Genomic DNA, 15,316 nt, shown 5'->3' with positions numbered 1-15,316 from the left:
TGACTTAGCAAGCGTGAGAGGTGCGTTTTTGTGATGATTTAAGGTTATGTTCCACCAAGTAAAAGACTGCCGGCACTCCCAAGCTCTAGACGAACATCCACTAATTTTTTAAAAAAGCAATGGCATATAGAGGTGAGGGTGGGTCTTTAGCCTGCTCTTATTTAGCGGTCTAAGCATTGTTAGACACGCTTGATCGCAGCGCTACTAGCTGAAGGATTGATTCTAGAAAAAATAAAGGATTAATTCTGAGGATATTAAGGATTTTATTAGTAATCAGATTGATCTGAGTGCAACCTAAAACTCTTTTTGCTTAGATGTTACTGCTCCATCAAATCTTAAATTGGCTAAAAAAGGGTTTTAGCCAATTTAATCATTAACCAGATGTTCTCGAACCGTCATAGATGGTCCTGGCGCCACCTTCGGCCTAGCTATCTCGCCAACGCTTCAAACATCAGCACGACATAGGACATACGAGAAAGCCTGTCAGTGTTCCTTAGTAAGGATGTCATGGATGACCGGTATACCTTGATTCATACACCATTGATTAAGGTTATTTGATGCCTCGAATTATCGTTGCAACCACGCCCCAGGTAGGTCATGTACTTCCCGTTTTGTCATTGTTGCCGCGCCTGAAAGAGCAGGGGTACGACATCACTTTTATTACGGGGTCTGCATCAAAAGAACGTGTTGAGCAGGAAGGTATCCGGCATGTTACGTTACAAGGTACAGCGGATTATGATGCGCGGGATGTCAACCAAACCTTTCCTGACCGTAAAAAGCTGCGGCCTGGTCCTCAGCTGCTTGACTTCGATTTCCGCGTCCTATTTATCCAGCCATTGGTCGACCAGACCAAGACAGTTCAAGCTGTACTAGGCGAAAGCGATGAGCCTGCTGTGCTCATAACCAATCATATGTTTGCAGGAGGATGGCCATTCCAGCTGCGATCCTCTGGCGCACGACCTGCCGGCTTGATCTCACTCGGGATAACACCTCTAATGCTTAGTGCAGACCATCTGGCACCCTTTGGTAAAGGACTTCCTCCTGCTACTACCGAACACGAAAGACAACGTTATGTACAGTTAAGTCGTGATTTTGGCAGGGAGATGCGGGGCTCAAAAGCAGCCCTTGATGCCGCCCTGGGCACATTCGGTACAAGGCCTATGCCTTATTCCTTTATGGATGCCACCACGCTACTTCCGGACATATTTCTGCAGATGACTGTTCCAGGACTGGAATATGCCGGAGCCTGTCTTCCTCCCTCTGTAAAATTGATAGGTACTGCGCCAAGCCAAGTACAAGCCTATTCTTTACCAGCTTGGTGGGGTGAAGTCGATGCAGCGAAAGCAGAGGGTCGGCCTGTTATTTTTGTCACTCAAGGCACCGTAGCTCGTAACCTGGAGAACCTGGTATATCCAACGCTTGATGCTCTTGCAGCTAGTAACGCGCTGGTAATTGCTACAGCCGGTAAACCAGGGGAGCACACCAAGCCATTTGTTACCCAAAATGCCTACATGGCTGACTATTTGCCTTATGAGCAGATGCTTCCGTACGTCGATGTCATGGTTACCAACGGCGGGTACGGTGGCGTACAACAGGCATTGCGACATGGCGTTCCGCTTGTGATTGCAGGCACCTCGGAAGACAAGGCAGAAGTTGCAGCACGGGTAGCGTGGGCAGGTGCAGGTATCAACCTCAAAACAGATCGTCCCGCCACGCAGGATTTATCAGAGGCCGTCGCAACGGTTTTGAGGGAGGCGCGATTCAAAAGGGCCGCGATGACATTGAGTCAACAGTATAGGGAACTCGATCCTGCCTTAGCACTTAAACAGGCGGTTGATTCTTTTTTCCAGTCTGAGTTATCACTTTCAAGCCCATGACTGATCGAGATCTTTAAACCTAAAAGCTTATCGAAAGAGATAAGGTGGTCAGAGCACTAACAGGGAACGTTACCAACCTTATGTCTGCAGTTGTACGAGGCTCAACCCGCAGAAATTATCAAAAAACCGTTTCGCTGATGTTTACTGTACAGAGATATCAGGTAGAGACCATGGCGAGGTTGATCAGTCGTGAACCTTGGTGGGCAAAACCACCTGAGCAAGAACAAGATGAATTGAGTCTGGAGTGGGGATATCTTGAAATCTATGACAATCTTGAATTCAGGTTTGTCTCGATTAGACCCTCTGACGAAGAGATTCGCCTGCGTAAAGGCTGCCGAGTTATTAGCGAGGCACCATCAGGCTCATCCTAAAAACGTCAGTCATTCATCTTTATGAAGCAGAAATTGATCGCAGGAGTAAGACCTGAATAGTTTGTACTGCAGGTAATGAATTTCCGATTAGTGCTTTAATCGGAAATGAAACACCGGGGAAATGTGTCGATTATGCTCCTATGAGACTTATTCTTAGATTCGCATAATATATCTTATGTTAAATGGAGTATTAGAATTATCAGTAGTACCGGACCTGCGTATAGAGCCCATGTCCGGGAACCCCTCTCACGTCTCCTCTGCTAATCACGTATGACTACTCTCAGTCGCCACCATCCGGTTTCGCCCATTACGTTTGGCTTCATATAAAGCACTGTCTGCACACTCAATCAATGTTTGTCCAGTCAGGACGCCGTCCTCGCCGGGCATATATGTATGAATACCACCGCTGACAGTGACCATGCCGAATGGACTGGTGTGATGCTCAAGCTTTAGCTTACGTATCTGGTCCTGGATACGCTTGGCAACTATCCAGGCGCCTTGCCTGTCGCAGGCTGGCAAGATGGCCGCCATTTCCTCACCACCATACCTTGCCGCAAAATCACCCGATCGTGGGAGACTATGCTTTAGCGCCTGTGCGACCTGTTTCAGGCAATAGTCGCCTGCAGGGTGTCCGTAATGGTCGTTGTAGCCCTTGAAAAAGTCGATATCCAGCATGATCAGGCTTAGCGGTTGCCCCGAGCGTTCTGCCCGCTTGAGTTCCTGATGCAATGCCATATCGAAATAGCGACGATTGGCCAATTCAGTCAGTCCGTCAGACAAGGCCTGCCTTTCCAGCGCACGGTGCGCCTCGATCAGTTCAGCCTTGACTGTATTGGCATGCCCGATCTGGCGCATCAACACCAAGCCGAACAGCGACATCACGATAATGAGGCTGGCGACAATGATGGCTGAGCGTTGCGTATCACCGGTCCAGTCCGACAAGAGCTCTTTCTTGCTCATTGCCACCATTACCAACAAGGAATATTTATCTATCAGCTGGTAGCCATACAGGCGCTCAACCCCATCAATTACCGCTTTGATAGTCACGATGCCGGAAGGCGCCTGAGCCAATGCTGTGGTAATGACGTAGCTCTGGGCAAGGTGTTTGCCCACCAGATATTCGTCTTTGAAGGGGCGTCGACTCAGAATCGTGCCGTCCGGCATCGCCAGCACAATGGCACCTGAAGGCCCCAATTCGATGTGCCTGTAGAAGTCGAGAAAATACTCCATCCTGACCGTAGCCAGCACTACGCCTGCAAAACGCCCTTGTTTGTCGGTAACACGCCGGGATATCGGGATAATCCAATTGCCTGTAGAACGGGAATGAATGGCACGGCTAATGAAGGGGTCTTCAGTTGTGTTCTGATTGTGAAATCTAAAGTAGCCTCGGTCTGAGTTCTGGCCTTTCCATGGCGTTTCACCTAAAGAGGTTGCCCTCCAATTGCCCTGCTCGTCAAAAACAAAAAGGCCCTCGACCTGCTCTAGGGAGCCCGCATATTTTTCAAGCAGCGTATGCAGCGCTTCTGGTTTAAACGATATCTCATCACCCTGCTCCAGCAAGTGCTGAAGGCTCATGAGCGCTACATCCACTTCTTGGAACGAGTCCTCAGCATGTTGGGCCAACGCGCGAGTCAGGTTGAGCGTTGTGCTCTCGGACTGCTGCAGTTGAACGTCTCGCGCATGCCAGCTTTGCCAGAAATCAAACCCTACCAAGGACACAAACACCAAGCCCAGAAAGGCCATCGTTAACGTTTCCAGAGGTAGGCGTTTGAGTTTCTTCGAAACCATTGAATCGGGATGAGACATAAACCTACCTTAGGGCATGGACTGCAACGAGGGCTTACAAACGCCCTTCCATAAAGGACGCATTTATCACATTCCGTTGCGTTACCTAGCCGAAACGTAGGGCAGAACGATGTCTGTTAATCAGCATCATCCTGCCAGTCGGTCACACTCTGAACCGGCGAACCATCCCGCTTAGGTCTCCAGCCAGGCGAGAAAGCTCCTGGCTGGCTGTATGGGTCTGTTCTGCACCCGCGGACGTCTGGATAGACAGATCACGAATACGAACCAGGTTACGATCCACCTCTCGGGCCACCTGTGCCTGCTCCTCAGCAGCGCTGGCAATGACCAGGTTACGCTCATCGATACCGTTAACCGCATCGTTGATTGTGCCTAGTGCATGGCTTGCCGCCTCAGCCTGCTCCTGGGTTTGCCTGGCCTGATCTGCACTGGTCAGCAAGGCGTCTACGGTATGAGTAGTCCCCTGCTGAATGCTGCCAATCATGGCCTCGATTTCTCGGGTAGAATCACTGGTCCGGTGTGCCAGTGAGCGTACCTCGTCTGCTACAACAGCAAACCCGCGACCCGCGTCCCCTGCTCTGGCCGCCTCGATTGCAGCGTTCAGCGCCAGCAGGTTGGTCTGCTCCGCTACGGACCGGATGACATCCAGCACCTGGCTGATGTTGCGTGTCTGTTCGGCCAGCTGACGTGCCTGCTCAGAAGCGCTCAGAACGTTGTCCGTCAGGACACCAATAGCACTGAGGGTATCGTTAAGCTGACGCTGCCCTTGGCGCGCGGTTTCGGCTGCTGCCTTGGAGGCGACTGACGTCGACGTCGCGTTACCCGCTACTTCTTCAACGGCCTGGCTCATCTCGGTGACTGCAGTAGCTGCCATCTCAATTTCGCTGTTCTGCTGTTGCAGTCCCTGCGTACTTTCGCTCATGACTGCGCTCATTTCTTCAGTCGCAGCAGCCAGCTGCTCAGCCGACCGGTTGATCTGCTCAAGCGTATCGCGCAGATTGCCCTGCATTTTTCCCATAGCTTTGAGCAGCTGAGCGGCCTCATCTGTACCGGTTGTTTCCAGCCGGTGGGTTAGGTCACCCGACGCGATGGCCTCCGCGGCCTGCACAGCTTCGAGAATAGGCTTGGACAGACTTAAGGTCAGACGCCAGGCGAGCAGAATCGTAAGGCCCAAGGCGCAGCCGATAACCGTCAGGGTAATGGATACGGAGCTGCTATACACTGCCTGTGCATCTTCGCCAAAGGCTTTGGCAGCTTGCTGGTTCAGGGTACGCAATTTCTCGGTCTGCTCGTTCATGCTCAAGCCAAGGCTGGCCATGCCACCCGTGACCTGCTTACGGGCATCATCGATCCGGCCGCTGACCATTAATGCTACAAGCTGATCCGTATTGGTCATGTAATCACGGTAGATAGCCTGCAATTGCTGTAGCGCCTTGCCCTCTTCCGGCGTACTGACCAGAGGCTCATAGCGCTTGAAGCCAGCGTCAACCAACTGTCCTAGATCCTTAATTTTCTGCTGAGTCTTCCGCAGTATTTCAGCATCTGGCAAGGCAATCAGGCGCAACGCCTCTATACGAATACGGGCCATTTGCAGGGCCAGATTGTCACTTTCAACAATACTGGGCAATGAGTTCAGTTCCACTTTCCGAGACTGATCCTGGATATGAGACATCTGTGCCAGGCTGAACACCCCCAGCCCGGTCAGGATGACCGCGATAACGCCAAAGCAAAACAGGCTCCGGTATGCAATTTTCAGGGAGCGAAGGCTCATAGACATAACCTTGATAAGGGGGCCAGAGAGGACATGCAAAGTGATACGTATTGAAGCGGCATCAGTGCGGAATTCTTGAGTCAAAAGTTGCCGGATGGTCTGTTGATCCGCCCGGTTGTGCCTCACATCGCCTGAACCGGATTATTTGCTACAGCGGCGAGAACGGAAGCCGATATAAAACAACCTGATAGCAGATTATCGAATCGCCTCCCTGACCATGCCTATTTCTCCGCCCCCGCCAGCCATGAAAAAGGACGAGCCGTTTCGTTCACAAAGCCACACTGAGCTGACCCGTCGCTCTGTGTTGATGTTTACCGTCCTGATGTTGAGCCTGTTCGCCCTGGCAGGCGCCGTCACGAGCTATATCGCCTGGTCGTTAGATAATAAGGCCATTACCAGTGGTGAGCAGGCCTTGCGCAATGCTATCGATACCCGTAAGAAGTCCACAGTGGCGACACTCATGGACTATGCCCGCTGGGAGGAGAATTTCATGCACCTCTATCCTGCGGTCGATACGAAATGGGCGCGTGAAGAAGATAAGCTGGCCGGCTCGCTGCTGTCGCAGTATGGGCTGGACGCCGTCCTGGTTGTCGACGGCTCGCAAAATACCCGTTATGCCTTTTTAAAGGATACGGTCGACCCCAAGGATGCACTCCAGTGGATCGAAGGCGACTTGCCGGCAATGCTGGACCGACTCCGGAGCGAGCCTCCGCTTACGTATGTTCAGGGGTTTTATCAGGTTGATGGCGTACCGGCGATTGTTTCGGCAGCTTTGGTTCAACCCATTCAGGTGGCGTATCTACCCAGGCGAGACCAGCTCCCTATCATGCTCTTTGTTGAACGGCTGGATCAGCAGAAGCTGGCGTCGATGGGTACGGCCTCTGGCATTGTCAATTTAAAAGCCGGGCCGGCAGAAAAGGATAGCGCCAGCCTTATCATAAGTGAGGACTATGGCGTTCCTTTTCTGCTCAGCTGGCAGGCAGAGCGTCCTGGCGGTGTACTGCTAAGCGTAATGCTGCCTCTGCTGGTACTTACAGCATTTGCCCTGTATCTGGTTTTAATCAAACTCAAGCGCCGATCACTGCGCGCGGCTGCATTGATCGACAGCAGCCATGAAGCCCTGGAGCATAGCGAGGCTCGTTTTCGGGATGTTGCCGAGGCTTCTTCAAACTGGATCTGGGAGACGAATGCCCGACGTGAGCTGACCTATCTTTCTGACCGGTTCGCAGTCAGCACCGGCTTTAGTGTTCACGAGTGGCTGGGGAAGCCGCTACAGGAGCTTATTGATTTCAGCGAAACGGACTTCCAGGAAAGCGCCCAACAAGATCAGGAATCAGCAGGTACCCCAAAAGCCCTGGAATGCTTTTACATGGACCGCGAAGGACATAAACGTGTGGGGCATCTTTATCTTCGGTCTGTTTGGACGGAGGGCGTCTTATCCGGATATCGCGGGACCCTTAGCGACATTACAGACGAAATGGAAGCTCAGGCCCATTACGAGCATCTGTCCAAGTATGATCCGCTGACGCAGCTCCCCAACCGGACATACATGTATCGGTATCTCAAGGAGCACTTGGGAAACGGACCGACACCAGAGAGTCCTTTAACCGTTTTTTATCTGGACCTGGATGACTTCAAGCACGTCAACGATACTCAGGGGCATGAGTTTGGTGACAAGGTCCTTATCGAAGTGGCCAACCGATTCAAGCGATGTATGGACAGCAGCGTATTCATTGCCCGGCAGGGCGGCGATGAGTTCGTTCTTGTTCTTACTGGGCCAATGCAGCCAAACACTTCTGTATTGGCAGAGTGTCTGCTGGCCTGTCTTTCTACTCCGATCACGATTGACGGACTTGAGGTTCATGTCAGCGCCAGCATTGGTATCGTGCAGGCGCCTGCACATGGGGTTATCAAGAACGAGCTGCTTCGGTTTGCGGACATTGCACTTTATGAGGCCAAGGGGGCAGGCCGTAATACGTGGCGGCTGTACGACAGCGCGATGAACGAGCGGCTGCTTCAACGCCAGCAGATCGAGGAAGACCTGCGGGCCGCCCTGCAGCGCGATGAGTTACGACTCGTCTTCCAGCCGCGCTTTAGTATCCAGAACGGAAAAATCATTGGCGCAGAGGCACTGGTACGCTGGAGCCACCCTACCCGCGGTTTGCTGAGTCCTGCTGTATTCATACCGGTTGCGGAGCAGAGCGGGCTTGTAGTTCCGCTGAGCGACTGGGTTCTGCGCAAGGCATGTCGCGAGGCGCTCGAATGGAAAGGCCCCATTTTCGTGTCGGTTAATCTGTCCTGTATCGAGTTCCAACGCAATGATCTGGTAGAGCGTATCCGCCAGGTACTGGAAGAAACGCAACTTGAGCCCGCACGGCTTGAGCTGGAAATTACCGAAAGCGTGATGTTGGATAATGCTGAGAGCGCTTTGGCCCTGATGCATGAACTCAAGGCGCTGGGTGTGAAGCTTTCCATGGATGACTTTGGAACAGGCTATTCCTCGCTCAGCTACTTGAGCCAGTATCCATTCGACGGCATCAAGATTGACCGCAGCTTCATTATGAGCTTGAGCGAGGGTGGCCATAGCAATCAGGCCATCATCAAGGCCATTGTTGCTCTGGGCAAAGCGCTCTCGATGTCCGTGACCGCAGAAGGTGTCGAAACAGCCGAGCAGCTTAATGCACTAGGTATCCTGAGCTGTGATCAGGCGCAGGGGTTTCTGTTGGGCAGACCGGTTCCGGTGGAACGCCTGGTTGAGCAGTTGAATGAGCAGCTTACCCCGGAGGGCAAATCTCAAAGCTGATGCGATTCCAGTCGCGCCTCCAGACGGGCGATCTGCCTGATTAGGTCCTTGCCGGTGGCGCGCTCCAGATCGAGTTGACGGGCCAGGTCATCCAGATGCCGGGCCTGTGTGGTATGCAAGGCCTGGAGTCGCTCATTATCCCGAATCAGTTGGATGTTCTGCTCCCGCAAAGAGGCATTCTCGGCCAGAACCGCTTGATGCTGGTTGCGTAAGTCACTGACGGCGGAATCCGACTGCACCTGATCCTGTAGCCGCTGGCGCTGCATCACCTCCTGATAACCTTCCAACGCATCCCGTGCCGTCTTGAGTTCAGCGCTTAGCGTTTCGATACGCTGGGCACGGGCAGCCGACTCACGCTGGCTATGAGTCAGGTCTACCGCCTGCCTGGCTAGCTCGTTATTGGCTGCGTTGTATCGGTTTGCGTAATCTCCTGCGAGTGCTTCGGCTTTCGCTAGTCTGGCTTCCAGGTCCTTGATACGCTCTTGCTGGGCGTTCGCACGCTCATCGGCAAGTTGGAGCTTTTCATTTATCGACTTCGCCTGAACCGCGAGCGTCTGCTCGGCCTCGTCTATTTCCAGCTGGGCCCTCTCCAGCAACTTGCGTTCGAGTTGTTCGATCAGTGCCAGCATGTCCGCCCTGATCCGCCCGCTCGGTCCTGAAAGGCTTTGCTCGTCAGCTTCGATTTCTTTTTTATAACGTTGAATAGTTGTAAACGAGCCTCCTGTCAGCGCCCGGATTTCAGGTACAGAGGCAGACCGGCCCGCTTCCTTTAGCTGCCGAATGGCAGTGGCCACCCTCTCCTTGTCTACACCGTTACGGCTCATGGCTACTCGCTTTACGTAAAGAATAAAAATCGTAAGGCTAATCGTAGCGCAACTCTGTGCTCATCCCAAGCAGGGGATGGCGTAGCCAGAAAAAGGCAGGACTATATTTAACACCTTGATTTACAGCGCTTTTCGCCAGACGGTGCTCTCCTGCGCATCACGATGTCAGCTATGATGGAGTGAAATCAACTCAGGAGCGCCCATGGCTACCAACATTGAACGGTTCGATAATCTGGTCGGTCGGCTTTTTGGTGAGTTGTACGAGGCCTTCCCTATTCCGCGTAATCTCTTTTGTACCGATATGCAAAAGCACATCGAGGCGGCGGGCCTGAATGAAATAGATGACTTTAATCCCTGTGCGGATGAGGCTCGATTCTTTACCGCCTCGGTCAGATGGCTTGGCAATGCAGGCTTGATCGAACATGGCGATGTAGTGGCTGGAACCGCTCATGATTGTGTCCTCACTGCCAAGGGGCTCGAGATCTTGAAGGCAACGCCTGCATGCCTTGAAGGTGCTCTGGGTGATCGCCTTGTTCAGGCAGCGAAACACGACGCTGACGAGGAGCTTCGCCAACTGACCGGGCAGGCCTTGAGCTATGGGATATCCCTCGCGCTTCATAAATTCTGAGCCATTACAAACCTTTGCACGCTTGCAGATAAACCGCTTTCGCTGTGGTCCAAGTAGTAGCGCGTTTGATAACTGAGAAGCCTTTTAAAGGCAGTGTTCATCCGACGAAAGGTCAGGCAGCTCGGGGCTTTCAGCTTGGTTTTAGCCCGCTTGCCCCCATATAGGATGGACTGCCTGAAACACCTCTTTAAACCCTTCTCATCAGTTCTCGACGTTCACCCCTGTCCCGTCGGTAAGGGGTATGTTGCCTTGGAGATATCTGTATGAAAATGTCAGAAAACATCGACGCCCTTGCCAAGGCCCTGGCCGCCGCACAGGCTGAGATTGAAAACGCCACAAAGGGAAGCATTAATCCGCACTTCAGAAGCAAGTATGCGGATCTGGCTGAAGTATTGAATACAACCCGACCGATTCTGAGTAAGTTCGGCCTTTCGATCGTCCAAATGCCGGGCTTTGAAGATGGCAAAGTCAGTGTCGAAACGGTACTGATGCACGAGTCGGGTCAGTGGATCAGCAATACCCTGCTGGGCCCCTGCATGAAAATGGACCCTCAAGGGGTTGGTAGCGCGATTACGTACTATCGCCGTTATTCCCTGGCAGCCTTTGCAGGTATTGCCCAAGAGGATGACGATGCCAATGATGCTTCTCAGACCAATGCCAACCGCCAGCCTGCCGTTTACATTAACAAGAGTCAGCTCAAGCGTATCGAAAATGCGGTAAGCGAGTGCAGCCCGGCCGTTCAGAAGAAGTTTGAAACGGATTACCCGGACGCCAGCAAGATGACCGTTGACGTCTATGACAGCATTGTCAGCAGTCTCGAGTCAGCCGCCAAAAAGTACCAGGAACGCAAGAACCAGGACAACGCGGCATGATTTCCCTCACCTATCCATTGGCAAGCCTGCAGGGACGCTTGGCTTAGCTCTAACACTAAAAAATAGCAGACTGATTTTTACTAGCCCGCATCAAATGCCCTTTTGGCTATCCAATGAGCCAGCACCGCTTAGACGGTATATGCAGCTTCTACGGTAGCCTGTCCGTTTTCCTTGGTTATAGTGATGCTGTTACGAATCCAATCGCGTAGATCCGTATGGCTGATAACCAGGACCGTTCCCTTGTCATGGGACTTTTCCTCCAGCAAAAACATTAATCGCTCAAGACCGGCCTCATCAAGGGCCTGATCAATCTCGTCTGCCATAAACAACCTGATGGGTTTACTGGCTCGCGATGCGACCAGATCTTGCAGTGCCATGGCGGTTGCTAACCTGACTTTACGCTTTTCTCCTCCTGAGAGACTTTTAAAGGTTTCACCCCCGGTTGCGCTGACCACATCGATAGAGAACTTCTCGCGTAACTCTCCCTTGGCCGTTAATGCAATGGTAGACCACACTGCGGTCACGTTTCCGTCCGTCAATGTAGACAAATAGTGAGCCGTCCGAGCATTCAGGTAGGGGGTTACGTTATCCAGAATATGCGCACGAACGCCTGACGGGCTGAATACCCGGGCGGCTTCTTCCGCCAGTGCAAGCCGTTGCTGCGCTGCGCTCAATGTAGCCGTCAAGGCTTCTTGTCTCACCCTTGCCTGTACCAACTGCTCACGTGCACGCTGTATGGCTGAATCGTGCGGATTCTTTGCTGATTCGAGCTGCGCGATGCGCTCCTTCAGCACCTGTAGCTGCCTGGCCTGTTCCTGCCAGGCGTGCTGTTCAGCCTGGGTTTTTCGTCTTTGCTGCTCAAGCGCTTCCAGGGTTGCACTCTGCTCGGAAACATCAGTCATTTGCTGGCGATAATTCCGTAGGCTGTTTTCCAACTGGTCAAGCGCCTCTTTCGCTGTCTTCGCTTGATCTTGTAGCGCAAGTACCTTTTCCTGCTGCGTTTTCACGGATTGCCGGGTCATGTCTCGTGAGGCATCAAGATCCTGTGGTTCGATGACATGACCGCATTGAGAACACGTAGTACCTACTTGATCGTCAATGTGCTCCAACGTGTGAGCGAGCCGCTGGGTCTTGGCTTGTTCACGCTCTAGGGTCTGTTGGATTGCGGCATAAGCAAGCTCCGCCTCCCGAAGCGCCTTGGCATGGATACGCTCCTGCCGGCGTTCCTCATCGGACGCGGTGATCCTGCTACGAACGGCCGCGGCCTGCTCGTCCAGGCTTTTCAAGCGTGCCTGAAGATACTCTCCCAGGCTTGTATCAAACGCATCCCGAACGGCATGGTAGTGCTGGGTAGCGGTCTGGACGGCGGCGCTCTGCTGACGTATCCACGCCTCGCGATCCTGCTCAGCCGCCTCGACATTGGCGGTAAAGGTAGTGATGGCTGTTTCCAAGGCCTTGGCCTGAGTGGTGAGCTCTCCTACCTCGACCTTGCATTGATTAAGTCGGGCCCGAGCGATCTCATAAGCCTGTTGCAACTGATGGATACCTGCGGCCTCCTCTACCAGGAGCTTGAGGTTTCGGTCTGTCATCCCAGGTAGGTCGGGCATAGCCTCCTGACCCAGATAGATCGCGTTAACGAACACTTCGCGCGAACAGCCCATGACCTTATCGACCAGCACCTGGGTCAGCTTATCCGAGCCCTTGGTCAGGTCCTGCCATTCGCCCTCCATGAAATGCTCAAGGCGCAATTGATTCTTGTATTGGCGATGCTTGCGATGACGACTGATGCGATAGCGTGCGCCCGTCTCGTCAAGCAGCTCAAGTCTGACCTCTGTACCCTTTCCTGCGGTACGGTTGATCACCGCATCACCAGACTCCTGACGAGCGGTTTCGCCATACAGGGCCCAGCACAGTGCGTCGGCAATTGACGACTTGCCAGCGCCGTTACTCTTTTGGCTCGTATCATCCAGGTTCTCGCCCTGGATCAGTACCAGACCTTTGTCGTTCAGGGGAAGCGACTCGACATGTCCAATCGCCATGAAGTGAGTAATCGAAAGGCTCTGTATCCTCATGGATCGATCGCCTCGGCTTCGCTGAGTATGTCGTTGCACAGTGCTACCAGCGCGTCACCATGCGTGCTGTTTTCCTCCACCCACCCGCGGATCGATTCGCGTAGTGTCGGTGCGCTGGAGACCGGCGAGCGACGCTGCATAACAGCAGAGCGTGGCAAGGGGATGGCCTGTACCAGGCTTCCCAGCGCACCCCATGTCTTGAGCTGATCACGAAGGTGGGAAATCTCCTCCTCGGTCGCCTCGCCCAGCCGTGCCCGCACATAATTACCTTTGCACTGCTCCCTGGCTTCGTGCTCATCCCAGCGAATATCCAGATCCATGAAGCGGGGCGCAGAAGAGGTACGAAATACCACGTCGGTATCGCTGACCAAGAGATAGCCTGCCCGGGTCCCTATATCGTTCCAAGTCTGATGGGTGGTGGCGCCTACGCTATAGACCTCACCCTTGAAGCGCTTATGGTTATGGTAGTGCCCACTAAAAACGCGCTTGAACCCGTATCGGGCCAACTCTGCTGCGTTAAAGCCATGGTCTGGCAAGCCGGTTAGAACACCATTGACTGGCGCATGAATCATCAGGGTCCATGCGTTGGGGGCTTCCCCTTTTGCATTCAAATCTGTCAGGCAAGCGTCGATATGCCGGCGGACATCATCGAGTCGGTCATACCAAGGCACCATGACAACATGGTCATCCTCGAACAACGTTGGCGTTGAAATCACTTCAATACCAGGAATGGTACGCAAGCTCTCGCAAGCATTGCCCAGCGCGCTACTGTCACGGGACTCAAGGTCATGATTACCTGGTAACACACGAATGTTCAGATCCAGGTCTTTCGTAAGCCGTGTGAACAGGTCGATAGTTGGATTAAGAACCGTGGGCGAAACGGAGCCACGTACATGAAAAAGATCACCTGTAATGTAGAGCGTATGTCCTCCTGCCGCACGAAGGTCATGCGCCGCCACCTGAATCTGATCCAGAATATGACCGAGACGGCTATTGAGCCCATTCTTGTCGACACGGGAAAACGCTGACCAATTATGCAAATGTGCATCCGAGCAGATGCCATAGACGAGGCTCATAGGCTGTCAGATCCTGCTGTAGGCGATAATACGTTTGACGTCGAGAAGAGACAGAGGTTGAACACCTCTACTGTATTACAGCGCCAACGGTGCAACGGCACGCAGCGGTAATGGAATCAAGATGGGGGCAACGGCAAAAAAATAAACGGTAGCAGGTGATCTGATGAGCCTTTAGCGAGACACCTGCCCTACGGGCGTTCCTACCAGGTCGTCTATTTGCAACTGCGCCTTCTGCTTGTTGTGTTTGAGCAGCTCATGCTCTATATCGTCCAGCAGCGTCTGGAACAGCGCACCATTTTTCAAATACCGGGCGGAAAAACGCCAAGTATAAGGCTCGCCTCCATCAAGAGGCTCTGCGGTAATCGTCAGGCTACCCTCTTGGTCGATGATGCCTTTAAGAGCAAATGAGTCAGCAAAAATGTAGGTAAGGCGAGACAGACACTTCATGATGCAAGCAGAACCAGGCAGTAGTGTTTGTTAGAGGCAGCGTTTTGCTATTTATTCGCCACTACAGCGTGCCGTCTGTCTAAAGGGATAAACGGTTAGCAAAAAAATCATCTTTTTTAAAAAGTTGCTCAAGTTATTGATTTGGCAGCCGATGAAATAGGCAGGCAGACAGGATACCCTGCCTAGCTGAGCATGCTGCCCCAGGGACGGGGCCCTTTCTTCCCGCCCAGTCCCTTCATTCCCATGAACATCTTCGGGTTTCGATGTTCAATGTCATCGTGGTGCTATCGCTGCCGTTGCAGTCGATACTGCCTTTTCGGAAAGTCTACCAAGCTAACGCAATGATCTTGGCTACACTTGCCACAAGCCGGAATCGCCCGCTGCGCTGAGGGGCGTCATGGTTGTATCACCTTGTCCCACTGCTACAAGGAAGGCTGTTATGGAATTCAAATGGCTACTCCGTGAGCTACAACGAGATCCCAACGACCAGGACTGGGTCAAAGGCTGGGGAGTTTATCGGAACACTCCATGGCATTTGGCTTGCGTTTACAACAGCGAGGCGGTAGCTGTCTCCGAGGCGGTAAGGCTTGGCCAGGGCTACGCCGTTTCCTGGGGAGCACATAAGCTCGGCACCAATCAATTCATTATTACTGAAAAATCCTGATCTCCCTGCCTGGGTGCGATATGGCTCTGCCCAGTCGCACCGATTCATCTGACAGACAAGCGCTTCATATACCTGCCTATAAATTCCAGATCGTTTCGCAGTGTCATA

General features: G+C 52.9%; 12 protein-coding genes. 6 read left to right on the top strand and 6 right to left on the bottom strand.

The window, feature by feature from the left end; translation table 11 throughout:
• The first annotated feature begins 557 nt into the window (after positions 1-557).
• Together PLU01S_RS12330 and PLU01S_RS26140 are read left to right on the top strand one after the other, a co-directional pair.
• On the top strand, positions 558-1,877 hold the full coding sequence (locus PLU01S_RS12330) for a nucleotide disphospho-sugar-binding domain-containing protein (protein WP_074825749.1): 1,320 nt from the start codon (positions 558-560) through the stop codon (positions 1,875-1,877).
• Between the two features lie 170 nt (positions 1,878-2,047).
• The gene (locus PLU01S_RS26140) at positions 2,048-2,248 is read left to right on the top strand and encodes a hypothetical protein (protein ID WP_074826162.1); all 201 of its coding nucleotides are present in this window, start codon (positions 2,048-2,050) and stop codon (positions 2,246-2,248) included.
• 264 nt (positions 2,249-2,512) lie between these two features.
• Here PLU01S_RS26140 and PLU01S_RS12320 read toward each other — a convergent pair whose 3' ends face one another.
• Positions 2,513-4,054, bottom strand: a complete 1,542-nt coding sequence (locus PLU01S_RS12320) for a sensor domain-containing diguanylate cyclase (protein WP_074825747.1) — start codon at positions 4,052-4,054, stop codon at positions 2,513-2,515.
• Positions 4,055-4,196: 142 nt separating this feature from the next.
• Positions 4,197-5,822, bottom strand: coding sequence for a methyl-accepting chemotaxis protein (locus tag PLU01S_RS12315; protein WP_074825745.1), 1,626 nt, complete (start codon positions 5,820-5,822; stop codon positions 4,197-4,199).
• 217 nt (positions 5,823-6,039) lie between these two features.
• Between PLU01S_RS12315 and PLU01S_RS12310 the strand changes: the two genes are divergently transcribed.
• Positions 6,040-8,625, top strand: a complete 2,586-nt coding sequence (locus tag PLU01S_RS12310; protein WP_083397897.1) for a bifunctional diguanylate cyclase/phosphodiesterase — start codon at positions 6,040-6,042, stop codon at positions 8,623-8,625.
• Here the strand turns inward: PLU01S_RS12310 and PLU01S_RS12305 are convergent.
• The gene (locus PLU01S_RS12305; protein WP_074825743.1) at positions 8,616-9,449 is read right to left on the bottom strand and encodes a coiled-coil domain-containing protein; all 834 of its coding nucleotides are present in this window, start codon (positions 9,447-9,449) and stop codon (positions 8,616-8,618) included. The genes PLU01S_RS12310 and PLU01S_RS12305 overlap by 10 nt on opposite strands.
• Positions 9,450-9,651: 202 nt before the next feature.
• Between PLU01S_RS12305 and PLU01S_RS12300 the strand changes: the two genes are divergently transcribed.
• Both PLU01S_RS12300 and PLU01S_RS12295 read left to right on the top strand, forming a co-directional pair.
• Positions 9,652-10,077 (top strand): hypothetical protein, encoded by a 426-nt coding sequence (locus PLU01S_RS12300; protein WP_010798481.1) that lies wholly within the window; start codon positions 9,652-9,654, stop codon positions 10,075-10,077.
• A 263-nt stretch (positions 10,078-10,340) separates the two neighbouring features.
• Positions 10,341-10,949 carry an ERF family protein gene (locus PLU01S_RS12295; RefSeq protein ID WP_074825742.1) on the top strand — a complete coding sequence of 203 codons (609 nt, stop codon included), beginning with the start codon at positions 10,341-10,343 and terminating at the stop codon, positions 10,947-10,949.
• 128 nt (positions 10,950-11,077) lie between these two features.
• Here the strand turns inward: PLU01S_RS12295 and PLU01S_RS12290 are convergent, their stop codons facing one another.
• The 3 genes from PLU01S_RS12290 to PLU01S_RS12280 all read right to left on the bottom strand — a co-directional run bounded on the left by PLU01S_RS12290 (position 11,078) and on the right by PLU01S_RS12280 (position 14,544).
• On the bottom strand, positions 11,078-13,021 hold the full coding sequence (locus tag PLU01S_RS12290; protein WP_074825739.1) for an AAA family ATPase: 1,944 nt from the start codon (positions 13,019-13,021) through the stop codon (positions 11,078-11,080).
• Positions 13,018-14,097, bottom strand: a complete 1,080-nt coding sequence (locus PLU01S_RS12285; RefSeq protein ID WP_074825737.1) for a metallophosphoesterase — start codon at positions 14,095-14,097, stop codon at positions 13,018-13,020. The genes PLU01S_RS12290 and PLU01S_RS12285 overlap by 4 nt, the downstream gene beginning before the upstream one ends.
• Positions 14,098-14,268: 171 nt before the next feature.
• Positions 14,269-14,544, bottom strand: coding sequence for a hypothetical protein (locus PLU01S_RS12280; protein WP_019367104.1), 276 nt, complete (start codon positions 14,542-14,544; stop codon positions 14,269-14,271).
• Between the two features lie 439 nt (positions 14,545-14,983).
• On the opposite strand from PLU01S_RS12280, the gene PLU01S_RS12275 reads away from it, so the two are divergent.
• Entirely contained in the window at positions 14,984-15,208 is a 225-nt protein-coding gene (locus PLU01S_RS12275; protein WP_010798486.1) for a hypothetical protein, read from the top strand.
• Positions 15,209-15,316: the final 108 nt, after the last annotated feature.

Origin of the sequence: Pseudomonas luteola NBRC 103146, from assembly GCF_002091675.1 — a bacterium.
GTDB classification, from domain to species: Bacteria; Pseudomonadota; Gammaproteobacteria; order Pseudomonadales; family Pseudomonadaceae; genus Chryseomonas; species Chryseomonas luteola.
The sequence above is the reverse complement of the archived record's forward strand: the minus strand, read 5'-3'. Positions and strand labels throughout refer to the sequence as shown.